This is a genomic window from Rhodovulum viride (assembly GCF_003265965.1).
Classification (GTDB): Bacteria; Pseudomonadota; Alphaproteobacteria; order Rhodobacterales; family Rhodobacteraceae; genus Rhodovulum; species Rhodovulum kholense.
Map to the genome: position 1 here is coordinate 115,582 of NZ_MUAV01000006.1, position 24,225 is coordinate 139,806.

Here is a 24,225-nt window from a genome sequence, read left to right on the forward strand (position 1 = left end):
GTCACCATTTCCCTGTTGCCCCGTCATCCTGCCGCGAGTGTTGTCCCGCGTGCGCTTTGGGGTCCATTCCTGGTCTCCGGCGGCCGGGCTCGCGCCGCCCGCCGGTCTCTTTCAGGGCGCGTCTGCCCGTTTCAGAGGCAATCCTCCAACAGACGGCGCGTGTTCTCGGCCGTCATCTCGACCGGATTGCCGCCGGTCGAGGGGTCCCTGAGCGCCGAGGCCGTCAGCGCGTCGAGATCGGGGTCGGTGACCCCCAGCGCGGTCAGGCTGGCGGGGATGCCCAGTTCGGCATTCAGACGGCCGACCAGCGCATAGAAGGCGTCGAAATCGTGGCCAATGCCCAGATAGGCGGCGGCGCGGCCCAGACGGTCCTCGATGGCGGGGCGGTTCATCCGCAGCACCGGCTGCATCACGGTGGCGTTGGTGGTGCCGTGATGGGTGTTGTGCACGGCGCCTATGGGATGCGAGATCGCATGGATCGCGCCCAGCCCCTTCTGGAAGGCGACCGCGCCCATCATCGCCGCCGACATCATCTGGGCGCGGGCCTCCAGATCGGTGCCGTCGGCATAGGCGCGGGGCAGGTACTCGGTCACGAGCCGGAGCCCTTCCAGCGCGATGCCCTGGGACATCGGGTGGTAATGCGGCGAGCAATAGGCCTCGAGGCAATGGGCGAAGGCATCCATGCCGGTGCCCGCGGTGATCGCTTTCGGCATGCCGACGGTCAGTTCCGGGTCGCAGATCACGACGCCGGGCAGCACCTTCGGGTGGAAGATGATCTTCTTCTCATGGGTTTCGGAATTGGTCAGCACGCTGGCGCGGCCGACCTCGGACCCGGTGCCCGCGGTGGTCGGCACCGCCACGATGGGGGCGATGGCATCGGCATCGGCGCGGGTCCACCAGTCGCCGATATCCTCGAAATCCCAGACCGGGCGGGTCTGGCCCGCCATGAACGCGACCATCTTGCCCAGATCGAGCCCCGAGCCGCCGCCGAAGGCGATCACCCCGTCATGACCCCCGGCCCGGTAGGCCTCGAGCCCGAGCGCGAGATTCAGCTCGGTCGGGTTCGCGTCGACCTCGGCAAAGACCGCGCGGCCGAGCCCCGCGGCGTCGAGGATGTCCAGCGCGCGGGCGGTGATCGGCAGCCCCGCGAGCCCCTTGTCGGTCACCAGAAGCGGCCGGGTCAGCCCCGCCGCGGCACAGGCCGCGGGCAGTTCCGCGATGCGGCCTGCGCCGAAGCGGATGGCGGTGGGATAGGACCAGTTGGCGTTCGGCGTCATTCAGAGTTTCCTCAGGTGATAGGATTTCGGACGGGTCAGGTTGTGGAAACCGATCACCGACAGCCCGCCACCCCGGCCGGTATCCTTGCAGCCGGTCCAGCAGAGCGCCGGGTCGAGATAGTCGGCCCGGTTCAGGAAGACGGTGCCGGTCTCGATCTGCCGGCCGATCCGCTCGGCCCGCGCCACATCATTGGTCCAGAGCGAACAGGTCAGCCCGTAATCGCTGTCGTTCATCAGCCGGATGGCCTCGTCGTCGTCCTTCACCGGCATGATGCCGACGACGGGGCCGAAGCTTTCCTCGCGCATCACCCGCATCTCGTGGGTCACGCCGGTCAGGATCTGCGGCATGAGGTAGGTACCGCCATCCTGCGGGAAGAGCGCGGGGTCGATCATCGCCCTGGCGCCCGCGGCCACGGCCTCGGCGGTCTGGGCGCGCACGAGATCGGCAAAGCGCGCCTGCGCCATCGGGCCGATGGTGGTCTCGGGGTCGAGCGGGTCGCCCAGCCGGTAGCCCTCGACCAGTTTCACGGCCTTCTCGACGAAGCTGTCGTAAAGGCTTTCGGCCACGTAGATCCGCTCGATCCCGCAGCAGCACTGGCCCGAATTGTACATCGCCCCGTCGATCAGCACCTCGACCGCCATGTCGAGATTGCAGTCCTCCATCACGTAGCCCGGGTCCTTGCCGCCGAGTTCGAGCCCCAGCGGCGTGAAGGTGCCGGCCGCCGCGCGCTCGATGGCGCGCCCGCCGCCGACCGAGCCGGTGAAGTTGACGAAGCCGAAGGCGCGTTCGGCGATCAGCGCCGAGGTGATGTCGTGATCGAGGAAGACGTTCATGAACACGTCGTCGGGCACGCCCGCCTCGTGGAAGGCGCGCGCCATCCGTTCGCCCACCAGAAGCGTCTGGGTCGCGTGTTTCAGCATCACCGTGTTGCCCGCGATCAACGCAGGCGCGACGGTGTTGATCGCGGTCATGTAGGGATAGTTCCAGGGCGCGATCACCAGCACCACGCCATGCGGATCGCGGGCGACATAGCGCTTGAAGCTGCCGCTGTCCTCGGCCTCGATCGGGGCCAGCGCCGTCTCGGCGATCTGGGCCATGTATTTCGCGCGTTCCTCGAAGCCGCGGAATTCGCCGCCATAGCGGACCGGGCGGCCCATCTGGCGCGCGAGTTCGGGCACGATGGCGTCGTTCATCGCGCCGACATTGGCGACGCCTTTCAGCACCAGCTCGATCCGTTCGGCCAGCGGCCGTGCGGCCCAGGCGGCCTGTGCCGCGCGGGCGCGCGCCACGGCGGCGCGGGCGGCCTCGGGCGCGAGCGCCTCGCGTTCGGCCAGGACCGAGCCGTCGATGGGAGAGATACAGGTCAATGTGGTCATCGGAGGGTCTTCCGTTGTGAAAGGTCCGGGCCCGTGCGGCGCCTGTCCGCGCCAAGGGCCGATCTTCGTTGGAGGCGGTCCGGGCGCATCAGGCGCGCTCGAAGCCGCGGGCGAGTTCCCAGTCGGTCACCGCTAGGTCGAAGGCTTCCTGTTCGACCTCGGCGGCACGGGTGTAGTGATCGACGACGAAATCGCCCATCGCCGCGCGCAGCATGGCCGAGGACCGGAGCGTTTCCGTCGCCTCGCGCAGGGTGCGCGGAATTTCCGGCACGTCGGCGCTTTCGTAGATGTCGCCCCGGGTCGGCGGGGCCAGGTCCAGCTTTTCCTCGATGCCCCTGAGCCCGGCGGCCAGCAGGGCTGCCAGCGCCAGATAGGGGTTGATGTCGGACCCGGCGATCCGGCATTCGATCCGCACGCCCGGGGTGTTCTCGCCGCACAGACGGAACCCGGCGGTGCGGTTGTCGACCGACCAGACCGTCTTCGTCGGCGCGAAGGTGCCCTTGACGAAGCGCTTGTAACTGTTGACGTAGGGCGCGAGGAACACGGTCAGATCGGCGGCATATTTGATCTGGCCCGCCACGTACTGGCGCATCAACTCGGACATGCCGTGATCGGCGCCCTTCTCGAAAAACGCGTTCCGGCCGTCCTTCCACAGCGACTGGTGCACATGGGCGGCGCTGCCGACCCGGTCCTTGTGCCATTTCGGCAGGAAGGTCGCGGCATGGCCCTGGGCCCAGGCGATCTCCTTGGTCGCGTGCTTGGCGATGGTGTGGTAATCGGCCGCCAGCAGGGCCGGGCCGTATTTGATGTTCAGCTCTTCCTGCCCGGCCTCGGCCTCGCCCTTCGAATTCTCGACCGGAATGCCCGCGGCCCAGAGATGGTTGCGCAGGGGCCGCATCACCGCCTCTTCCTTGGTGGTCTGGAAGATGTTGTAGTCCTCGTTATAGGCGCTGATCGGGGTCAGGTCGCGAAAGCCCGAGGCGGCGATCTCGCGCAGGCTCTTCTCGAAGAGGAAGAATTCAAGCTCGGTCGCCATGATCGGGGTCAGGCCCATCGCCTCGGCCCGCGCGACCTGCGCCTTCAGCACCTGGCGGGGGGCATGGGGCACGGGGTCGTGGCTGTGATGGTCGAGCAGGTCGCACAGCACCAGCGCCGTTCCCTCCAGCCAGGGCACCGGGCGGATCGTTTCGAGGTCGGGCTTCATCACATAATCGCCGTAGCCCGCGCGCCAGGAGGTCGAGGCATAGCCGTCGGGCGTTGCCATTTCCAGATCGGTGGCCAGCAGGTAGTTGCAGCAATGGGTTTCTTCCCAGGCGCTGTCGACGAAATGCTGCGCGACGAAGCGCTTGCCCATCAGCCGGCCCTGCATGTCGATCAGGCAGACCAGAACCGTGTCGATCCCGCCCTCGGCCACGGCCCTCTTCAACGCATCGAAACTCATCTGGCCGGGCATCGGGTGATCTCCTGTCGTTGGGTGTCGGACCGGGGTCCGTTATCGGGCGGCTTTGCCATCCCGTTCTTTTCTCTGCCTTCCGGTGAAGATCAGAATGCGCCGGATTTCAAGCTCGTCTTTGGGACAGGGGGACGGGCGCGGCGGGTCACAGCGCCGCTGTCAGCGCCGATTTCAACTTATCGGTGATTTCCGCGATATGGGTGTCGTCCAGGATGAAGGGCGGGGCCAGCAGCACGTGATCGCCCCGCCGCCCGTCGACCGTGCCGCCCATCGGATAGCAGATCAGCCCGGCCTCGAATGCGGCGTCCTTCAGCCGCGCATGAACCCGGCGCTCGGGCGCAAAGGGGCGGCGGCCGGCGCGGTCGGCGACCAGTTCGAGCCCGCGGAAAAGCCCGCGGCCGCGAATGTCGCCGATATGGGGATGCTCGACGAAGGCCGCGCGCAGGCTGGCCTCAAGCCGTTCGCCCATCAGCCGCGCCCGCGCGACCAGCCCGTCCCCGGTCAGCCGGGTCAGCACCGCCAGCGCCGCGGCGGCGGCGGTCGGATGGCCCATATAGGTGTGGCCGTGCTGAAAGGCGCCGCTGCCCGCCGCGATCGCGTCATGGATGCGGCCGGTACAGAGCATCGCGCCCACCGGCTGATAGCCCGCACCCAGCCCCTTGGCGATGGTGACGATGTCGGGGGCGATCCCGTCCTGTTCGCAGGCGAAAAGCGTCCCTGTCCGGCCCATGCCGCACATCACCTCGTCAAGGATCAGCAGCACCCCGTAACGGTCGCAGATCTCGCGGATGCGGCGGAAATAGCCCGGAACCGCAGGCACCGCGCCCAGCGTCGCGCCCACAACCGGTTCGGCGACGAAGGCCATCACCGTTTTGGGGCCGAGCCGCTCGATTTCGGTCTCCAGCTCCCCCGCCACGCGCAGCCCATAGGCCTCGTCGCTTTCGCCCTCGGCTTGGCCGCGATAGGCATAACAGGGCGCGATATGGGTGGTCTCGACCAGCAGGGGCGCGAAGGGCGCGCGCCGTCCAGCGTTGCCGCCCGTCGCCAGCGCGCCAAGCGTATTGCCGTGATAGCTCTGGCGGCGCGCGATCACCCGGTGGCGCCCCGGCTGGCCGCTCTCCAGCATGTATTGCCGCGCGAGCTTCAGCGCCGCCTCCATCGCCTCGGACCCGCCCGAGACCAGACAGACCCGGTCGATCCCCGCGGGCGCATGGGCGATCAGCAGATCGGCCAGCCGCTCGGCGGGCTCCGAGGTGAAAAAGCCCGTATGGGCGAAGGCGACCCGGTCGAGCTGGGCCTTGATCGCGGCGATGACCGCCGGGTCGGAATGGCCAAGGCACGAGACCGCAGCCCCGCCCGAGGCATCGAGATAGCGCTTGCCGCTCCGGTCGATGAGATAGACGCCCTCGCCGCGGCCGACCATGGGCCGGACCGCGCCCGGAGCACGGGCAATGAGATGAGACATGGGGCCTCCGGACAGACGAGTCGCCCGGCGCGGCGCCTCTGTCCGAACTGAACCAGAGCCCGCCCGTCCTGAAAACGCTCAAGTGGGCCGAACCGCCCCGATAGGGGAAAGGGACCCGACGGTCCCTTCTTCTTGGCTCAAATACCCATCTTCAGAGGCTGGCCCAGGGTCGCGCGGCCGGGGTCAGCCGCGCTGACCGGCAAAGCGCGCCTGCCAGTCCTCGCGCTCTTCGTCCGAGATCTTGCGGAACAGCATCTCGGGCGTGGTGAAGGCCTGACCCGGGGCGAGCCGCTCCATCGCATGGGTCATCTGCGCGGGCCAAGTGTCGTCCTCGCAGCCCATCGCGTCCATCATCGCCTTGGCGGCATCGGGGATGAAGGGTGCGGACAGCACCGCGTAAAGCCGGATCAGGTTCAACGAGAAGCGGATGATCGCCGCCGCCTGATCGGGGTCTTCCTTGTAGACCGTCCAGGGCGCGGCCGATTGCAGGTATTCGTTGCCCGCGACCCAGATCGCGCGCAGCTCGGCCGCGGCCTTGCGGATCTCCATCGCCTCCATATGCGCGTCATAGGCACGGATGCGGATATAGAGATCGTCGTTCAGTTCCTGTTCGCGGTCGCCGTAGCTGCCGCCCTCGGGCACCACCTCGCCGAACTTGGACCGGCAGAACTTGGTCACGCGGCTCACGAAATTGCCCAGCACGTCGGCCAGGTCCTTGTTCACCGAGGCCTGGAAATTCTCCCAGGTGAATTCGCTGTCCGAGCTTTCGGGGGCGTGGGACAGAAGCCACCAGCGCCAGTAATCGGCCGGAAGGATCGACAGCGCCTGATCCATGAAGACGCCGCGCCCCTGGCTGGTCGAGAACTGGCCGCCATCGTAGTTCAGGTAGTTGAAGGACTTGATGTAGTCGACCAGCTTCCAGGGATCGCGCGAGCCCATGATCGTCGCCGGGAAGCTCAGCGTATGGAAGGGCACGTTGTCCTTGCCCATGAACTGGACATAGCGCACGTCCTCGGCGCCCTCGTCCAGCCGCCACCAGCGCCGCCAGTCGGCCTCGGGGCGGCCTTCCTTCTCGGCCCATTCGGCGGTGGCCGCGATATATTCGATGGGCGCGTCGAACCAGACATAGAAGACCTTGCCCTCCATGCCGGGCCAGTCTGCCTCGCCCTTCTTGACCGGAATGCCCCAGTTCAGATCGCGCGTGATGCCCCGGTCCTGCAGCCCGTCGCCGTCGTTCAGCCATTTCTTCGCGATCGAGGTGGTCAGGACCGGCCAGTCGGTCTTGCTGTCGATCCAGGCCTCGAGATCGCCCCTCAGCGAGCGCTGCTTGAGATACAGGTGCTTGGTCTCGCGCACCTCCAGATCGGTCGAGCCCGAGATCGCCGAGCGCGGGTCGATCAGGTCGGTCGGGTCGAGCTGCTTGGTGCAGTTCTCGCACTGATCGCCCCGGGCCTTCTCGTAGCCGCAATTGGGGCAGGTGCCCTCGATATAGCGGTCGGGCAGGAAGCGGCCGTCGGCATTGGAATAGACCTGACGTTCGCTGACTTCCTCGATCAGGCCGTTCTCGGCCAGACGGCCCGCGAAATACTGGGTCAGCCTGTGGTTCTGCGGGCTTGAGGACCGTCCGAAATGGTCGAAGGACAGCCGGAAGCCGCGCGCCAGTTCGGCCTGCACCTCGTGCATCTCGGCGCAGTAGTCCGCGACCGGCTTGCCGGCCTTGGCTGCGGCCAGTTCGGCGGGGGTGCCATGTTCGTCGGTGGCGCAGAGGAACATGACCTCATGGCCGCGGGCGCGGCAGTAGCGGGCGTAAAGATCGGCCGGAAGCTGGCTGCCGACGAGGTTGCCCAGGTGCTTGATCCCGTTGATATAGGGGATCGCCGAGGTGATCAGGATGCGTGCCATCTGCCGTTGCCTTCTTGCCGGATCTTGAGGCCCGTTTATCGCGCCATGCGCCCGAGGGCCAGAGCCTCGTGGGGCTCTGGCCGGGCCTTCGGAGCGCTATTGCGCGGTATAGCCGCCATCGGCCAGGTGATAGCTGCCGGTGATGAAGCTTGCGCGGTCCGACAGAAGGAAGGCCACCAGCCCCGAGATCTCGTCCGACCGGCCCATCCTCCCGACCGGATGCAGTGCCGTCACCCGCGCCTGGGTCTCGGCGTCGAGCCCGTCATCGATCATCGGCGTCCGGACGAAGGCGGGGCCGACCGCGTTGATGCGGATGCCGCGCGTCGCATAGGCCAGAGCCGCCGATTTCGTCAGGCCCAGCAGCGCGTGCTTGGCCGCCACATAGGCGGGTGCCGTGGCCATGCCGACGCTGCCGAGGATCGAGCTCATGTTGACCACCGCGCCGCCGCCCGAGGCCTCGATCGCGGGCAGGCCGAAGCGCAGGCCATAGAAGACGCCGTTCAGGTTGGTGTCGATGACCTCGCGCCAACCATCCAGCGGATAGGCCCCGGCATCGGCCGAAGGCCCCGAGATCCCGGCATTGTTGACCAGCAGATGCAGCCCGCCGGTGGTCTCGACCGTGCGCGCGACCAGAGCCTCGACGGCGCCCGGATCGGACACGTCGCAGGGCATGGCATAGGCCTTGCCGCCCGCCGCGGCGATCCGGTCGACCACCGGCGTCAGCTTCGAGGCCGTGCGCGCGGCCAGGCAGACCGTGGCCCCCGAGGCGGCCAGCTCGCAGGCGATGGCGGCGCCGATCCCGGTGCTGCCGCCGGTGACCAGAGCGATTTTCCCGTCGAAGCGGATTTCCATTTTCTTTCCTCCGGTTGCGCGCGATCCCCGGTCGAGATCGGGACCGGGGCAGGGCGGCGCAAGCCGGGGTGCGCTCGGGTCGCAGGGGGACAGGCGCGCACAGGCATCCGCAGGCACAGGTATCAGCAGACACAGGCGCCAGCAGAGTCAGGCATCCGCAGAGTCAGGCGCCAGCGGTTTCGGGTTCCAGCAGGGCGGGGTCCAGCGACAGGCGGCCGTCCGCGTCCCGGCTCAGCCGCCAGGCGCGGGGCGGGTCCAGCCGGGCGCGGCGGCGTTCCAGATGCCAGGCGGTGACGCCGGGGCCGTGGCGCGAGGCCATGTGCCAGCGGGTCTCGACCCCGGCGGCGCCGCCCGACCCGGTCGAGAGGATCAGCCCCAGCGGCGCGCAGTGGCCAAGCCCCGCGCCGGTCTCGGCGGCCAGATGCAGCCGCCGGACCGGGGTCAGCGGCGGCGGCGCGGGCAGTTCGGCCACCACCACCGGCACGACGCCCGCGCGCAGCGCCTCTTCCATGCACCACAACAGGTCCTCGGTCCGCTTGGGCGTGGCCAGGATCAGCCGCCCCGGCTCGATCCATTCGGCCACGCTGTCGGGATAAAGCCGTCCGGGCGCCCAGGCGGGCACGATCCAGAGCACCGGCCCCTCGGTCGCGGCGGCCAGCAGCAAGGCCAGCGCATGGCGGGACGATCCCGTCAGTTCATGGGCGCGCGCCAGCGGCAGCGACAGCGCGCCAAGCGCGGTCAGCGCCGGACGGGAGTGGCCCGTGCGGAACAGCTCGGAGGCAAGCGAAAGCGACGAACCTGACATGGCGAAACTCTATGATGTTCTTTATATGTTCTCAACGCGTTTTCTCCAGCATGACAGCGGGCCGATCTGCTAGAGTGACGGCGCGAACAGGGAGGACCGGGCCTGAGGCACGCCATCGGACAGTCCGTTCAGCCGGGACGGCACGGGGTTTTCGTGCCGGCCATGCCCTTGCGGCTGCGCCCATGCCGGGTTTCGGGCCGGCGTCCGGGCCGTCGCGCCACTGCTACGGAATGCCTGTCCATCGCCAAATCCGCCTTGCACCCGGCGGGTGGCAGGATACCCTCCCTCCCAGACCGAAACGAGGAACAGAAGACCATGCGAAAAGTGAAGCTGGGCCGGACCGGCCTGGATGTGTCCTGCCTGTGCCTGGGGACGATGACCTGGGGCAGCCAGAACGACCAGGACGAGGCCCATGCCCAGATCGACCTCGCCTATGAGACGGGCGTGCATTTCATGGACACCGCCGAGATGTATCCGGTGGCGCCGGTCCTGGCCGAAACCGTCGGGCGCACCGAAAGGATCATCGGCAACTGGTTCCGGGATACCGGCCGCCGCAAGGACTGGATCGTCGCCACCAAGATGACCGGCGAGGGCCTGAAGGCGGTGCGCGAGGGCGAGCCGATCTGCCGCAAGTCCCTGATCACCGCGGTCGAGGGGTCGCTTCGGCGGCTGCGCACCGACTATATCGACCTTTACCAGCTGCACTGGCCGAACCGCGGGTCCTACCATTTCCGCAAAAACTGGCGCTACGACCCCTCGCATCAGGACCGTGCCGCGACGCTTGCGCATATGCACGAGGTGCTCGAGACGCTGGGCGGGCTGGTCAAGGCGGGCAAGATCCGCCATTTCGGCCTGTCGAACGAAAGCGCCTGGGGCATGGCGCAATGGCTGCGCCTGGCCGAGGACAAGGGGCTGCCGCGGGCCGAGACGCTTCAGAACGAATATTCGCTGCTCTGTCGGCTGTATGATACCGATCTGGCCGAACTCGGCGTCAACGAGGACGTCACGTTGCTGGCCTACAGCCCGCTGGCCGCGGGCCTTCTCAGCGGCAAATATGCGGGCGATGTCACGCCCGAGGGGTCGCGCCGGTCGCGCAGCCCCGATCTTGGCGGCCGGATCACGCCCCGGGTCTGGGAGGCGGTGTCGGGCTATCTGGCGATTGCCAAGGCGCATGGGCTCGACCCGGTGCAGATGGCCATCGCCTTCGTGGCCAGCCGTCCCTTCCCGGTGATCCCGATTATCGGCGCCACCTCGACCGCGCAGCTGGAAATCGCGCTGGGCGCGGCCGACCTGACCCTGTCGCCCGAGGTCGAGGCCGAGATCGCGGCGATGCACAAGGCCTATCCGCTGCCCTTCTGACGCGGTCGCCTCTCGCTGGTCCGTTGCATCTCTGGCACGGCCGGCATCCATCGCGCGTGTCTTCCCCTTCGGCCCTTGCCCCCGCGGACGGGGGGGACATTATGGGCGCTGCGGATGGGGGAAATGCATGAACGTTCAGACGGATCGCGGGCCGGGGCGGGGCCTTGCCAGGACGGGCGGAAGACCGTGACCGGCGCCGTGGCCATACTGGGCGCCGGGGTTGCGGGCGCGGGCTGGGCCGCGCGCTTTGCGCTGATGGGCTGGACCGTGCGCGTCTTCGACCCCGACCCCGAGGCGGCCTGGCGCGTGGCTGCGGTGCTGGACAATGCCCGCCGCGCGCTGCCGGGCCTGTCGGACCGCCCCTTGCCCGCCGAGGGCGCGGTGATCCATGCCGCCACCATCTCGCAGGCGGTGTCGGGCGCGGACTGGATCCAGGAAAGCGTGCCCGAGCGGCTTGATCTCAAGCGCACGCTTTACCAGAAGGTGCAGGAACACGCGGCCGACGAGGCGATCATCGCCTCCTCGACCGCGGGCTTCACGCCGACCGCGCTTTACGGGCAAAGCGCCCGGCGCTGCCAGATCCTGGTCGCGCATCCGTTCAACCCGGTCTACCTGCTGCCGCTGGTCGAGCTGGTCGTGGCCGAGGACACGCCCGGTTGGGCGCTCGACCGCGCGCATGAGGTGCTGCGCGGCATCGGCATGATGCCCCTGCCGGTCCGGCGCGAGATCGACGGCCATATCGCCGACCGGCTGATGGAGGCGGTCTGGCGCGAGGCGCTGTGGCTCGTGCATGACGGGGTCGCCACCACGGCCGAGATCGACGATGCGGTGCGGATGGGCTTCGGGCTCAACTGGGCGCAGATGGGGCCCTTCGAATCCGCGCTGCTGGCGGGGGGCGCGGCCGGGGTCGACGAGGTGGTGTCACGGATCGGGCCGGGGCTCGATCTGCCGCGCACCCATCTGACCGAGATGCCCGAGGCGACCGAGGCGCTGGCCCGAACCGTGGCCGAACAGACCGGGGCGCAGGCGGGCGACCGGCCGCTGGAAGAGCTGGAACAGGTGCGCGACAAGAACCTGGTCGCGGTGTTGCGTGCGCTGAAATGGGCGGGCTGGGGCGCGGGCGCGCATCTGCGCGGCTTCGACGCCCGGCTGGATGGCGGCGAGATCGACGTGGCCGGGCCGATCCGTACCGTGGCGCGGACCGTGCCGCTGGACTGGACCGACTATAACGGCCACATGACCGAGCCGCGCTACATGCAGGTGTTTTCCGACGCGACCGACCGGATGATGGAGCTTGTCGGCTGCGACGCGGCCTATGTCGCGGGCGGGTCGAGCTTTTTCACCGCCGAATCCCATATCCGCCATCTGGCCGAGGCCAGGGTCGGCGACGCGCTTCGGGTCGAAAGCCTGTGCCTGGCGGCGGGCGGGCGCAAGATGCATCTGTTCCACCGGCTGTTCTCGGACGGCCGCGAGATCGCCACCGGCGAGGCGCTGCTGGTGCATGTCAGCCTCGAGACCCGGCAGGCCTCGGAGCCCGGGCCGGACGTGGCGCGCCGGATGTCCGAGATCGCCAGCGCCCATGCAACCCTGCCCCGCCCCGAGGGCATCGGCCGCGCAGTCGGGCAGAAACCGGTCTGACGCAAGGGCCGGCTCAGGCCAGCCGCTGGAACCGCGAGACCCTGTCGCGATTGTCGAAGAACGGCACGCTGGCCGGGGGCAGGCCGCCCTGGATCAATTGGCTGACCTCGGCCAGCACCACCTCGGTGATGAAGGGCAGGTTGAAGCGGCGCACCTCGGCCAGCGGGATCCATTGCAACTGGCTGAGCTCGTCCTCGGCACGCGAGAAATCGTCGGGGTCGCTGGCCAGCGCCTCGGCCTCGACCAGGAAGAACCGCGCGTCGAACCGGCGCGGCCGCCCGGGCGGGGTGATCGCGCGGAAGATGAAGTGAAAGCCTTCGGGCGAGGGCAGGTGGCCCGAGGCGGCAAAGCCGCGCCAGCCCTTCGGCGCCGGGCCCGGCCAGGCCCCCGGGCGCCCGAGGATCAGCCCGGTCTCTTCCCAGAGCTCGCGGATCGCGGCCGCCGCCAGCGCCCCGGCCAGCGCCGGATCGGCCTCGGCCGTCAGCCGCCGGGCACAGGCGGGCGACAGCGGGCAGGCCAGCGGCACGTCCCCGTCGGCCGCGTCGACCGCGCCGCCGGGAAACACCACCTTGTTGGGCATGAAGGCCGCGCTTTCGCCGCGCTGGCCCATCAGCACGCGCGGCCCGGTCGCGGCATCGCGCACCACGATCACCGTGGCCGCGTCGCGGATCGGTTGGTCGTCTATTCCGCCGGATGGCCGAAGCCGTGCATCCGTTTGGCCCATTGCAGCGCCACCATTATCCCTGTCAACCGGGGCAGAAGGTATAGGGCAAGCGCGACGCAGCCAACGGAAAAGACCGAGGTCAGCACCAGCGGGTCGGGACGGAACGCCGTCACCGCCCCGGCCACCAGCGGCGCGCTCAGCAGGCCGACGATCAGCACCGTCAGGTAGGCCGGGCCGTCATCGGAATGGTGGTGGTGCAATTCCTCCATGCAGACCGGGCAGTGTTCGCGCACCGTCAGATAGCCCGACAGCATCGGGCCTGCGCCGCAATTCGGGCAGCGCTTGCACCAGCCGCGCAGAACGGCCGCGCCAAGGGGCCTGGCATGAGATCCCATCATGTCCTGTTTCCGTCTGTCCCAACTGCACGCCGTCCCCGGGCGTGCTGGTCTGAACCTAGTCAAGCGTGGAACGGTTAAAAAGATGGCCGTCTGTCCTTGCGGCGGGATGTCGCAAAACGGCGCCTGGCGGGGTCCGATGCCGGCCGGGCGGCGCGAGTCGCGGCGCGGCGCGGGTGTCGAGACCCCCGCTTATCGTCCGATGTATCACCGAAAGGCCTTGTTTTATTGGGTTTCCGGAAGATCTTCGGCCAGCGATTTGTTCCCCTCACACACCCGTATTTGACCAGCGAACGTCCGGGCGCGAAGAGAAAACCGCCCGAATGGGTGGCCCGGATGACCGGTCGAGCAAGAGTTTGCGGCTTGGGCCCGGGGGGATCGGCCTTCCGGCAATAGAGCCGTTTTCCCCCGCGATCTGAAGCGATTGGCGCAATGCCCCGGGCATCGAGTACTGCCCTCATCGCCTTGACCGCGACGAACCGGGACGCCGCAAGGTCTGCGAGGCTGACATGATCACGCAGACACCTGTTGATGTCTGCCCCCACGATGAACCTCGATGAACCTCGTCTGTGCGCCCTTGGCGTTCGTCACGGAACGTTCGGAGATACGGGTCTTCATCCTCGCGGTCGCGCAACGGGCTCTCCGGACAAGCCGGGGCGTCAGCGCCCTGCAAGAGACGATGACGGTCGCGGAACTGCGCGCCGCGCTGGAGGCCGCCCGCGCGCTGGGTCTGGACGACCGGGCCGCACATGCCCCCGGCGCCAGCGCCCTGACACGGCCGAAACCCGTTTCGGTCAGGGGGGCAGGGCACCCCATGGGCAACATCCCGATCTTCTCGGCCCGCGCGAGTGACATTGGCAGGCCGCCTCGGCCATCAACTGGGGCGCACCGGCCAGAGATCCGGTCCCGTTGCGTCGTCAGGGTGTTCGAATCCGTGCCCGGTTGATGCTATATGCCGTCACGAACGCCGCGCCGCGCGGACTCGAATGCCCATCCTGCCGATCAACCACCAAGGAGTTTCCCATCGACGCTCATCTGCTTGCCGTCCTGATCCTGTCGCCCTTCGTGGTGGCGTTCCTCTACGCCGGCATCCACGAATACCTCCGGTTCAGATCGGAGGGCCGGGCGAGCTATGGCCTGGTCTTCGACGAAGAGACGGGAACCTCTTACGTGACCGGAATCGGCGAGGACCAGGAGGGGTTCGATCCGGAAGAGTTCAATCCCGACGCCTACAACGACCCCGACACCGCCGACGCGCCCGAGGACAGCCGGGGCTAGGCGTTTCGGTCTGCGCAGATTTCGGGTCGGTTTCCTGCGGCCGCCTGGCACCGCCATGGCAGGCCGTCTCGTCCTTGCCCGGCTTGGCCCCGATCTCGCCGGGCGCGCTTGCTGCCGATGTCCGGGAGCGCGCGCCTTGGCGCCCTCGCGCCTGTGGAGCGCGAACGCGGCCTCTCATGTCCTCACCATCGCGAGAGATCGCCTGACAGGGGCCATAGGTCAGCCCCTGCCAAGGAACGGGGGCGACAGGCGGACGTTGGGGAACAGAAGCGACAATGAAAGGAGACGACATGAAGGATGGTCTCAGTCCCGACCGCGCCCTGACCACCACGAACCCGGCCACGGAGGAGGCGCTGGAAACCTATCCCCTGATGACCGACGCAGAGATGGTGGCCGCGCTCGAAGCCTGTCATGCCGCCTTCGATCGGTGGCGGCTGGAAACGCACGCGGAGCGCGGCAAGGTTCTCAGGGCCATCGGGCGGGAGCTGCGCGAGCGCAAGGAAGACCTTGCCCTGCTGATGACGCGCGAGATGGGCAAACGGCTTCAGGACAGCCGCGACGAGGTCGATCTTTGCGCCGCGATCTGCGACTGGACCGCCGAGACCGGTCCCGAGGTTCTGGCAGACGAAGAGCGCAGCCTGCAGGATGGGCGCAAGGGCGTCATCGCCAAATCGCCGATCGGCGTTGTCTACGGCATTCAACCGTGGAACTTTCCGGCCTATCAGGCGGTACGCTATGCCATCGCGAACCTGATGGCGGGCAACGGCGTCCTGCTGAAGCATGCCGGCAATTGCACCGGCTCCGGCCTCCTGCTGCGCGACATCTTCGAGGATGCGGGCCTGCCGAAGAACCTCTTTACCGTCATGCTGATCGACCACGACCAGTCCGACGCGCTGATCGGGCACAGGCTCGTGCGCGGCGTCACCATGACCGGCAGCGCGGCGTCCGGCCGCAAGATCGCGGCCAAGGCCGGCGAGCACCTCAAGAAGACGGTGATGGAACTGGGGTCCAACGACGCCTATCTGGTGCTGGAAGACGCCGACATCGACCTCGCGGTCAAGACCTGCGTCGCGGGCCGGATCTACAACAATGGCCAGACCTGCGTGAATGCCAAGCGCTTCATCGTCACTGACAAGGTCTATGACGCCTTCGTCGAGGGCTATGTGAAGGCGATGGGCGATGTGACCCTGGGCGATCCCACCGAGGAGGAGACCGACCTCGGCCCCATGGCCCGCAAGGACCTGCGGGACACCTTGCACGAGCAGGTCGAAAAGTCCGTGGCGAAGGGCGCGAAGATCGCCGTGGGCGGCGAGATGCCCGCGCGCACCGGCTATTTCTACCCGGCGACCGTCCTGACGGACGTGGCCCCCGGCCAGCCGGCCTATGACGAGGAACTTTTCGGCCCCGTGGCCTCGGTGATCCGGGCCAGGGACGACGAGGACGCCATGCGCATTGCCAATGACAGCCGCTTCGGCCTTGGCGGCGGCATCTTCAGCCGAGACGAGGCGCGCGCGCGGAAGCTGGCGAAAGAACATTTCGACACCGGCATGGTGTTCATCAACCACTTCAACCTCGCCACGCCGGAAATGCCCTTCGGGGGCGTGAAGGACAGCGGCTATGGGCGCGAGCATGGCGGTTTCGGCATGACCGAGTTCATCAACGCCAAGGCGATCACCCTGCCTGGCTGATCGAGACGACGGGGGCCTCCGTCCCTCCGTGGCGGGGGCAGCCCGCGCCCGACGTCGGTCAGGCCGCGCCGATACTGGCCTGTGCGATCTCCGGAAGGCCCGGTATCGCCACCATGCAGACCTGATGGATGTCTCCGAGGCTGATGGACGGACCGTGGTCCGGGCGAGGGCTTGGTGATCCATGTCTTCTCGATCCAGCGCCTGCTGCCGCTGCCAAGGCCGCGCTGCGGGTCTGCAGCAAGAGCCTCTGGAGGGAGGTCCCGCCCAAGGGCGTCCGGGTGCTGCGCATGGCCGCCCCCGGCCGGATCGAGACCAGGGCCGCGATCCGGCTGGCCGGGCGCTTGGCCGCCGAGGCTGGCACAGAGCCTTGGGGCGGCCCACGAAGCGCCGGGAGATCGCCAGCCTCATCGCCGTCCTCGCCTCCGACCGCGCGACGGCCTTCACCGGCACCGAATATCTGATTGGTGGCGGCACGGTGCCGACCGCACGACCCGTCGCCGACAAGGGATGCGGACCATGTGCCCAAGGGATCTCTTTTCCCGGAGGCGCATGGAAAGAAGGTCAAGCGGGCATCTTGTGCCGTTCAGTTGTCCGCAGGCTCTTCCGGACGTGCTCGCCGCTCCGGACGGAACGCTGGATCGGGACGACCTGCCCCCTGGGAGCCTGCGGGGGCAGGGACGGCGTGCGGCGCCGTCCGCGACGAGACGGCGATCAGACGGCGCATCCGGGAGACGAGGGCTGCCGTCCCTCAGGGGATCGGTCCTCGTCTTGATATATTTCAACCGGTTAGTCAGGGGGGGGACAGGAATGGCCCGGCAACTGGACAACACCTCACCCCGTTTGGACAATAATTGCCTGTCGGGGCAGACGGAAACCGGCGCGCGCTCCGTAAGAGATGAGGAAGGCGGGCGGCACGGGGTCGTCCGGAAGCAACGACCGAAGGAGACCGAGATGGCATGGACTGTGACGAAGATGTCGACCGCGGCGCTGGCGATCGGGGCGGCGGCGATTCTGGGCCTGGCCGAGCCGGTGATGGCGCAACAGGGGCCCGGGGCCGGAGCGGGCGCCGGTATGGGCGCCGGAGCAGGAGTTGGTGCCGGAGCCGGAGCAGGTGCGGGCCGTCAGGGCAGGATGTTCGACCGCATGGATGCGGACGGCGACGGCGCGATCACGCTTGAGGAATTCACCGCCCGCGCACGGGCCCGCTTTGCCGATCTGGATACCGATGGCGACGGCAAGATCTCGGCCGAGGAGGCGCAGAAGCTCGGCCCGGCCGGACGCCAGGCGCGGGCAGCCGGTCAGGGTGGCGGTCAGGGCGGCAAGGGCGGTCCGGGCTGCGGCGGTCCGGGCATGCACGGCATGCAGGGCGGTCATCACGGCATGCATCGCGGCGCCGGGATGCAGGGCGGCTGCGGCATGGGTCAAGGCATGGGCATGGGGCACGGAATGGGGCCGGGCATGGGCATGGGCGGCCAAGGCATGGGCATGCCCGGGGCCTGTGGCGGGCGCGGTGCCGGGATGCAGGGGCCGGGGCCGATGGGCGGCGGCTACGGCATGTTCGGCGGGCTCGAGGGCACCGGGCCGATGGGCTATGGCGGCTTCGGCGATCCGACGCTCAGCCCCGAGGACCGCGCCGAGCGCGCCCAGCGGCTGGTCGACATGATGGATGCCGATGGCGATGGCCTGCTCAGCCCCGAGGAACTGGCCCAGCGGCCGGGTCCGGCGATGATGTTCAACCGGATCGACGCCGATGGCGACGGCGTGCTGACGCAGGAGGAATTCGAGACCGCTCTCGAAAAGTTCCGCGCCTTCATGCGCGACCAGCGTCAGGTCCCCGCGCAGTAAGGCGCTGACGCGGTGCGGGCGGGGAGAACCCGCCCGCTTGCCGCGCCCCGTGCCACGGAGTAGGCCAGAGGCAGGATGCACATGCCCTTCGACGCCGCAGATCAGGACACGGACGAGGCGCTGCTTCTGGCCTATGGCCGGGGCGACGCCCGGGCCGCGCGCGTGCTGACGTTGCGGTTGACGCCCTGGGTTCTGGCCTATGCGCGCAGGCTTCTGCGCGACGCCGCCGAGGCCGAGGACGTGGCGCAGGAGGCGATGCTGCGGCTCTGGCGGATCGCGCCCGACTGGCGGAGCGGCGAGGCCAAGGTGACGACCTGGCTCTATCGCGTCGTCACCAACCTGTGCACGGACCGGCTGCGGCGGCGGCGGGGCGCGGCGCTCGACGCGGTGCCCGAGCCGGTCGATGACAGCCCGGGGGCCGAGACCCGGCTGCAGCAGGCGGCGCGGGTGGCGGCGCTGGACGCAGCACTGGCAGGGCTGCCGGACCGGCAGCGGCAGGCGGTGATCCTGAGGCATATCGAGGGGCTTTCGAATCCCGAGATCGCCGCCATTCTCGAGATCGGCACCGAGGCGGTCGAAAGCCTGACCGCGCGGGGCAAGCGGGCGCTGGCCCAGGCTCTGGCCGGGCGGCGCGAGGAATTGGGGTTCGACGATGACTGACCCGAGGATGAACGACCACGAGATCGAGGCGCTGTTCGCGGCCGCCCGCGCCGAGCGGGCCGAGCCCTCGGCGGCGCTGATGGCGCGGATCATGGACGACGCGATGATCGCGGCGGCGGAGGCTGCCGCCCCGCGGCCGGTTGCGGCGCAGACGGGGCGGCGCGGGCTGCTGGCGGTTCTGGTCGCGGCGATCGGCGGCTGGCCTGCGCTGGCCGGGGTCGCGACCGCGGGGGTCTTCGGGCTCTGGATCGGCTATGCCGGGCCGGGCGATGTCGGTACGCTGACCGCCACGATCCTCGGCTCGGCCTATGGGCCGAACGACCTGGTCCCAAGCCTCGACACCTATCTGACGGAGGGATGAGCATGTCCGATCCTGCCGCATCCGCAGCGCCGCGGCGCCGGAGCTGGTTGCGTCCGGCGCTGGGCCTGAGCCTGGCGCTGAACGTGCTGCTTCTGGGGCTGATCTGCGGCGCCCTGCTGGGGCACCGGCCGGGCGGCGGTCCCGACGATCCCGGGGCGATGATGGCGCTTGGTCCCTACGGGCGGGCTCTGGACGAGGCCGACCGCGCGGCGATTCGCGAGGCGCTGCGCACCGAGGCGCCGCGCTTCCGGCAGGAACGGCGCGAGGTCCGGCAAAGCTTCCGCGACCTGCTGGCGGCGCTGCGGGCCGAGCCGTTCGATGCGGCGCAGGTGTCGAGCCTGCTCGACCGGCAGGAGCGGGGGGTGCAGTCCCATGTCGATCTGGTGCGGCAACTGATGATCGACCGGCTTGCCACGATGAGCCAGGCCGAGCGCGCGGCCTTCGCCGACCGGCTGGAAGCCGTGCTGCGGCGCGGCCCCCCGCGCCATGACCACAGGGACCGGGGCGGTCCGCCCTCCGATCCGTGAACCCCGAGCCCTGAAGCCCGAGCCCGCCTGGGCGTTTCGGCATCTTCCGGCAGCAAGCGTGATCGCGCAGTCTAGGGGCCAGGCATTGGCCGGGCCCGCCCTGTCGGTATGCGTCGTCGGTATGCGTCCCGGGGCCGGCTGCGCGCGCAGCCGGCCCCGATCGCCTTGTCCCGGATGCACTCGAGGGTGCTGCGCGGACTTTCTCAGGCGGCGCTTCGCGACATCTCGACCGTGTTGCGCCCGGCGGCCTTGGCGCCGTAAAGCGCCCGGTCGGCCTGATCCATCAGCCCGCGCACCTGCGCGTCGATATCGGGCGCGCCGGACATCAGCCTGCGGCCATCGCCCAGCGCGACGCCCACGCTGATCGTCACCCGGATCTCGCCCGCCCCGCCCGGCAGCGCCACGGGACGGCACTCGATCGCCTGGCGCAGCCGCTCGGCGGCGGTGCAGGCGCGGTCGGTATCGGTCTCGGGCAAGGCCACCAGGAATTCCTCGCCGCCGATCCGGGCCACCAGATCGATCGCGCGCAGGTTCTCTTTCAGCCGCCGCGCCACCTCGACCAGCACCGCGTCGCCCGAGCCGTGGCCATAGCGGTCGTTGACCAGCTTGAAGCGGTCGATGTCGAGGATCATCAGCGCAAAGCTGCGCCCGGTCTCGGCCGCGCGTTCGGCGATCCGCGCCAGATGGGGCAGCGCGTAGCGGCGGTTGAAAAGCCCGGTCAGCGGGTCGGTCACGGCCAGCCGGAGGCCATCTTCGAGCGTCGCCCGCAGCCGGTCCGACTGGGTCTTGCGACGGATCTGCATCTTGATCCGAAGCGCCAGTTCCTGCGCGTCCATCGGGTCGGCGATCAGGTCGTTGGCGCCCAGATCGAGCGCCATCGCCGCGGTTTCGCGCGCCGATTCCGGCACCACGATCAGGATCGCGGCATCGCGCGATCCGGGATGGGCGCGCAATTCGCTGACCAGCCGCAGCCCGGCGCCCTCGGGCGACAGATCGGCATCGACCACGTAGACATCGGGTCTGGGCGCCCCGGGCACCGGGTTCAGCGCCTCGGCCCGGCTGAGCACCGTCAGGCTGTCCGAGATCTGCGGCACCAGCGCCGCGCGCCAGGCCCGCGCCCGGCGCGGGTCGCTGGCGATCAGCGCCACCAGCCCGGGCGGGATGAACCCCGGCGCGGCCTCGCCGAAGCCCAGAACCTGATCGGTCCCGTTCCGGAGCGCCAGTTCCTCGGCGGTCTCCCGGGCCCGCAACAGGCTGCGCACCCGGGCCAGCAGGATCATCTCGTCCAGCGGTTTCGACAGGAACTCGTCGGCCCCGGCCTCCAGCGCGCGCATCTTGGTTTCGGGCGCCCGGCCCGCGGTCACCACGATCAGCGGGATCGAGGCGGTCTCCCGGCCGGATTTCAGCATCCGGCAGAGATCGGTTCCGTCGATGTCGGGCAGCCCCATGTCCAGAAGGATCAGGTCCGGACGTTCGGCGCGCGCCACCTCGAGGGCCGTCCGGCCGTCGCTGGCCTGAAGGACCTGGTAATGAGCGTTGCGAAGACGAACCTTCATCACGATCCGGTTGGTCGCAACGTCATCCACGATCAGTATTCGGCGAGACATTGGCTCTCCACAGCAAAGGCTCTCCGCAGGACTCGCGTTTGGGAACCATTTACTCTGTTTTCGGGGTTCATCTTTGAGACGTATTCGTTAACAAACCCTTTAACCTTCTGCAGAGTGTGATCCCATGCAAGATTTTGCCGAGACTGTGGCGCTTGAGGCGCTGGCCTGGCTGGTCGGCGACGACGATCTGCTGCCGGTTTTCCTTGGGGCAACCGGCGCCAGCGCGGAGGATCTGCGCAGCCGGGCGTCGGAAACCGACTTTCTGGCGTCGGTTCTGGACTTTATCTTGCTGGACGATGCCTGGGTGATGCGATTCTGCGAGTCGGCCGGCCTGCCGGGCGAGGCGGTGCTGAGGGCGCGCGCCGGGCTCCCGGGCGGGGCCGATCCGCACTGGACCTGACGGCAGGGTTTTTTCATTGCTTTTGCGTCCGGAAATGCTTGCGGCCGGGCTTTTGGGCCCGCAGAACGGGCCGGGGCAGACAGGAACCGGCATGGGCAAGATTTCGGCAGTCCTTTTCGACAAGGACGGGACGCTTTTCGATTTCCAGCGCAGCTGGGCGGGCTGGGCTCTGGATCTTCTGACCGAGCTTTCGGACGGCAGTCCGGCGCGCCGCGCGGCGCTGGCCGATGCGCTGGGCTTCGATCTCTGTGCGGCGCGGTTCCGGCCCGAAAGCCCCGTGGTCGCGGGCACGACGGACGATGTGGTGCGGCTGATGCTGCCCTATCTGCCGGGCTGGACGGGGCCGGCGCTGGGCGCCTATCTGACCGAGGCTTCGGCCCAGGCGCCGATGGTGCCCGCGGTCGATCTGGGGCCGCTGCTGGCGGGACTGGCGGCGCGCGGCCTGGCGCTTGGGGTCGCGACCAACGATGCCGAGGCCCCGGCGCTGGTCCAGCTCGAGGCGGCGGGCGTGCGCCGGGCCTTCGATTTCGTCGCGGGCTTCGACAGCGGGCACGGCGCCAAGCCCGGGCCGGGGCAGGTGCTGGCCTTCGCCGAGGCGACGGGCCGCCGCCCGGCCGAGGTGCTGATGGTGGGCGACAGCCGCTTCGATCTGGCCGCCGGGCGCGCCGCGGGCGCGTCGACCGCCGCGGTGCTGACCGGCACCGCCTGCGCCGAGGAGCTTTGCGATCTCGCGGGCGTCGTGCTGCCCGATATCGGCGCCTTGCCCGCCTATCTGGACCGGCTTGGGGCCGGAGCCGCCTGAGCCGGCGGGAAGGGTGTCCGGCGGTCTGGCCGGGGGCAGGGGGCGGCGCTATGGTCGCCCGACAGTCTGAACGGAGGCAGCGATGGCAGAAGCGGCAGAGGTCCGGCCGGGGCGGTGGATGCTGGGCGGTCTGGGCGCCCTGGCCGGGCTGGCGGCCTGGGTCCTTTTCGGCGTCCTGCCTCAGCCCATGGCGGCGATGGGCCTCGCGCGGCTGCATCTGTTTCTGGCGGCCTTCGCGACGGCCTTTTTCGGGGCGGGGCTGGCCATGGCCGGAGTGCTGCGGCCGGGGCGGGCGCTGGGCGCGGCCGCCGGTCTGGGGTTGCCGCTGGCGGGGCTGCTGACCTGGGCGAGCCTCCGCTTCGATACGGTCGCGGCCCTTTTGGGCGACGATGTCGCGGTGCCCGCTTTCGCGGCGCTGCTGGTGCTGGCGACGCCCTTCGCGATCACGGGGCTGTCGCCCGGGGCGCGCTGGTTCGACTATGCGGCGCTGTTCACCCGGGCCTGGCAGATCGTGGTGCGGATGGCCGCGGCCTGGCTTTTCGTCGGGCTGGTCTGGGGCATCCTGTTTCTGTCGAACGCGCTGTTCGGACTGGTCGGCATCGGGGTCATCGACTGGCTGCTCGATGTCGAGGCGGTGCCCTATCTGGTGACCGGACTGACGCTGGGGGTTGCGCTGGCGGTGGTGGGCGAGCGGTCCGATTACGTCTCGCCCGATCTGGTGCTCGGGCTCTTCCGGCTGCTGCTGCCGGTGGTTCTGGCGGTGGTCGCGGTGTTTCTGGCAGCACTTCCGGCGCGGGGGATCGGGCAGCTTTTCGGAGGGCTTTCGGCGGCCTCGATCCTGATGGCGATGGTGTTCGGCGCGGTCACGCTGATCTCGTCGGCCGCCGATGCCGAGGACGGACGGCTGCGCCTTGGCGCGGTGACCGGCTGGAGCGCGCGGCTTCTGGCGCTGCTGCTGCCGTTTCTTGCGGGGCTTGCGGGCGTTGCGGTCGCGCTGCGGCTGCGCCAGTACGGCGCGACGCCGGACCGGCTGCTGGCGGCCGCGCTGGCGGTGCTGGCGATGGGCTATGGGCTTGGCTATGCAGGGGCCGTGCTCGGGGCGCGGGGCTGGGCCGCACGGGTGCGGCGGGTCAACGTGGCCATGGCACTGGCGGCGGCGGCGCTGGCGGCGGCACTTCTGACGCCCGTGTTCGATCCGCAGCGGATTTCGGCCGCCAATCAGCTCGCGCGCTATGACAGCGGCCGGGTGGCCGCCGACCGGCTGGATCTGTGGACGCTGGGCCATGACTGGGGCCGGGCCGGGCGTGCGGCGCTCGACCGGCTGGCAGAGCGGGCCGGGGGGGACCCGAAGCTGGCCGAACAGCTTGCGGCGCTGGACACCGCCGAGACCCGCGCCGATTTCGAGGTGGCGCGGAGCGGCTCGGACATTGCGGCCGTCCGGGCCGGTCTGGCCCGGACTCTGCCGGTGCGCCCGGCCGGGGCGGCGCTGCCCCAAGGGTTCCTGTCGAGCCTGCGGCCCTGGGAGCTGCAGCAGATCGCCGAGGCCTGCAAGGCGCGCACGCCCCAGGGCAATCCGGCCTGCGTCGCGCTGCTGGCCGATCTTTCCCAGGACCGGCCCGGCGACGAGATCCTCATTCTGGCGCAAAGCCCGGGCGAGGGGCCCTTGCTGCGCGCCTATTTCGCCGATGGCGACAGCTTCTCGATGCGCAGTCCCGATTACGTCGGCGGCGACGATCTTTACCGCGACGCGGCCGCTGCCATCGACGCCCTGCTGGCGGGGCGCTACGACCTGCGGCCGATGCGGCTGAACGCGGTCGAGGTCGAGGGCCGGACCCTGTTTTTCGGTCGTTAAGTCCCGGTGCCGCAGCGG

At 69.3% G+C, this 24,225-nt stretch carries 21 protein-coding genes; 11 read left to right on the top strand and 10 right to left on the bottom strand.

All coding sequences use genetic code 11. The features are described from left to right. Positions 1-131 precede the first annotated feature (131 nt). The 7 genes from BYZ73_RS06870 to BYZ73_RS06905 all read right to left on the bottom strand — a co-directional run bounded on the left by BYZ73_RS06870 (position 132) and on the right by BYZ73_RS06905 (position 9,131). The gene (locus tag BYZ73_RS06870) at positions 132-1,277 is read right to left on the bottom strand and encodes an iron-containing alcohol dehydrogenase (RefSeq protein WP_112315385.1); all 1,146 of its coding nucleotides are present in this window, start codon (positions 1,275-1,277) and stop codon (positions 132-134) included. Beyond that, positions 1,278-2,654, bottom strand: a complete 1,377-nt coding sequence (locus tag BYZ73_RS06875; RefSeq protein ID WP_112315386.1) for an aldehyde dehydrogenase family protein — start codon at positions 2,652-2,654, stop codon at positions 1,278-1,280. Positions 2,655-2,742: 88 nt separating this feature from the next. After that, a complete protein-coding gene (locus BYZ73_RS06880; RefSeq protein WP_112315387.1) occupies positions 2,743-4,107 on the bottom strand; it encodes a glutamine synthetase family protein in 1,365 nt (454 codons plus the stop codon). A 145-nt stretch (positions 4,108-4,252) separates the two neighbouring features. Further along, the gene (locus BYZ73_RS06885; RefSeq protein WP_112315388.1) at positions 4,253-5,572 is read right to left on the bottom strand and encodes an aspartate aminotransferase family protein; all 1,320 of its coding nucleotides are present in this window, start codon (positions 5,570-5,572) and stop codon (positions 4,253-4,255) included. Between the two features lie 183 nt (positions 5,573-5,755). After that, entirely contained in the window at positions 5,756-7,474 is a 1,719-nt protein-coding gene (gene metG, locus BYZ73_RS06890) for a methionine--tRNA ligase (protein WP_112315389.1), read from the bottom strand. 96 nt (positions 7,475-7,570) lie between these two features. Beyond that, positions 7,571-8,326 (bottom strand): SDR family NAD(P)-dependent oxidoreductase, encoded by a 756-nt coding sequence (locus BYZ73_RS06895; RefSeq protein ID WP_112315390.1) that lies wholly within the window; start codon positions 8,324-8,326, stop codon positions 7,571-7,573. Positions 8,327-8,489: 163 nt separating this feature from the next. Then, complete coding sequence (locus tag BYZ73_RS06905; RefSeq protein WP_245943069.1) at positions 8,490-9,131, bottom strand: ImuA family protein; 642 nt, start codon at positions 9,129-9,131, stop codon at positions 8,490-8,492. A gap of 315 nt (positions 9,132-9,446) precedes the next feature. On the opposite strand from BYZ73_RS06905, the gene BYZ73_RS06910 reads away from it, so the two are divergent. Both BYZ73_RS06910 and BYZ73_RS06915 read left to right on the top strand, forming a co-directional pair. Next, the gene (locus tag BYZ73_RS06910) at positions 9,447-10,490 is read left to right on the top strand and encodes an aldo/keto reductase (RefSeq protein ID WP_112315391.1); all 1,044 of its coding nucleotides are present in this window, start codon (positions 9,447-9,449) and stop codon (positions 10,488-10,490) included. Between the two features lie 123 nt (positions 10,491-10,613). After that, entirely contained in the window at positions 10,614-12,128 is a 1,515-nt protein-coding gene (locus BYZ73_RS06915) for a carnitine 3-dehydrogenase (RefSeq protein WP_245943070.1), read from the top strand. 13 nt (positions 12,129-12,141) lie between these two features. On the opposite strand, the gene BYZ73_RS06920 is transcribed toward BYZ73_RS06915, so the two are convergent. Both BYZ73_RS06920 and BYZ73_RS06925 read right to left on the bottom strand, forming a co-directional pair. Next, positions 12,142-12,852, bottom strand: a complete 711-nt coding sequence (locus BYZ73_RS06920; RefSeq protein WP_112315393.1) for an NUDIX hydrolase — start codon at positions 12,850-12,852, stop codon at positions 12,142-12,144. Beyond that, entirely contained in the window at positions 12,810-13,187 is a 378-nt protein-coding gene (locus BYZ73_RS06925; protein ID WP_245943071.1) for a DUF983 domain-containing protein, read from the bottom strand. Before BYZ73_RS06925 ends, BYZ73_RS06920 begins: the two co-directional genes overlap by 43 nt. A gap of 945 nt (positions 13,188-14,132) precedes the next feature. Between BYZ73_RS06925 and BYZ73_RS06935 the strand changes: the two genes are divergently transcribed. The 6 genes from BYZ73_RS06935 (at position 14,133) to BYZ73_RS06970 (ending at position 19,546) form a co-directional block, all read left to right on the top strand. Then, entirely contained in the window at positions 14,133-14,465 is a 333-nt protein-coding gene (locus BYZ73_RS06935) for a hypothetical protein (RefSeq protein WP_342768196.1), read from the top strand. A 290-nt stretch (positions 14,466-14,755) separates the two neighbouring features. Beyond that, positions 14,756-16,153 carry an NAD-dependent succinate-semialdehyde dehydrogenase gene (locus BYZ73_RS06940; protein WP_112315396.1) on the top strand — a complete coding sequence of 466 codons (1,398 nt, stop codon included), beginning with the start codon at positions 14,756-14,758 and terminating at the stop codon, positions 16,151-16,153. Positions 16,154-17,104: 951 nt separating this feature from the next. Continuing rightward, on the top strand, positions 17,105-17,998 hold the full coding sequence (locus BYZ73_RS22360; RefSeq protein ID WP_181497983.1) for an EF-hand domain-containing protein: 894 nt from the start codon (positions 17,105-17,107) through the stop codon (positions 17,996-17,998). A 75-nt stretch (positions 17,999-18,073) separates the two neighbouring features. Next, positions 18,074-18,658, top strand: a complete 585-nt coding sequence (locus BYZ73_RS06960) for an RNA polymerase sigma factor (protein ID WP_108024827.1) — start codon at positions 18,074-18,076, stop codon at positions 18,656-18,658. Further along, a complete protein-coding gene (locus BYZ73_RS06965; RefSeq protein WP_146746262.1) occupies positions 18,651-19,019 on the top strand; it encodes a dihydroorotate dehydrogenase in 369 nt (122 codons plus the stop codon). Before BYZ73_RS06960 ends, BYZ73_RS06965 begins: the two co-directional genes overlap by 8 nt. A gap of 2 nt (positions 19,020-19,021) precedes the next feature. After that, positions 19,022-19,546: a periplasmic heavy metal sensor gene (locus BYZ73_RS06970; RefSeq protein ID WP_158272307.1), complete on the top strand. Its 525-nt coding sequence runs from the start codon at positions 19,022-19,024 to the stop codon at positions 19,544-19,546. 203 nt (positions 19,547-19,749) lie between these two features. On the opposite strand, the gene BYZ73_RS06975 is transcribed toward BYZ73_RS06970, so the two are convergent. Next, positions 19,750-21,132: a diguanylate cyclase gene (locus BYZ73_RS06975; protein ID WP_245943072.1), complete on the bottom strand. Its 1,383-nt coding sequence runs from the start codon at positions 21,130-21,132 to the stop codon at positions 19,750-19,752. Between the two features lie 145 nt (positions 21,133-21,277). Here BYZ73_RS06975 and BYZ73_RS06980 point away from each other — a divergent pair, with 145 nt between their 5' ends. The 3 genes from BYZ73_RS06980 to BYZ73_RS06990 all read left to right on the top strand — a co-directional run bounded on the left by BYZ73_RS06980 (position 21,278) and on the right by BYZ73_RS06990 (position 24,207). Next, a complete protein-coding gene (locus tag BYZ73_RS06980) occupies positions 21,278-21,553 on the top strand; it encodes a DUF3572 domain-containing protein (RefSeq protein WP_112315399.1) in 276 nt (91 codons plus the stop codon). 91 nt (positions 21,554-21,644) lie between these two features. After that, positions 21,645-22,355 (top strand): HAD family hydrolase, encoded by a 711-nt coding sequence (locus tag BYZ73_RS06985; protein ID WP_112315400.1) that lies wholly within the window; start codon positions 21,645-21,647, stop codon positions 22,353-22,355. Between the two features lie 82 nt (positions 22,356-22,437). Further along, entirely contained in the window at positions 22,438-24,207 is a 1,770-nt protein-coding gene (locus BYZ73_RS06990) for a DUF4153 domain-containing protein (protein WP_112315401.1), read from the top strand. Positions 24,208-24,225 lie beyond the last annotated feature (18 nt).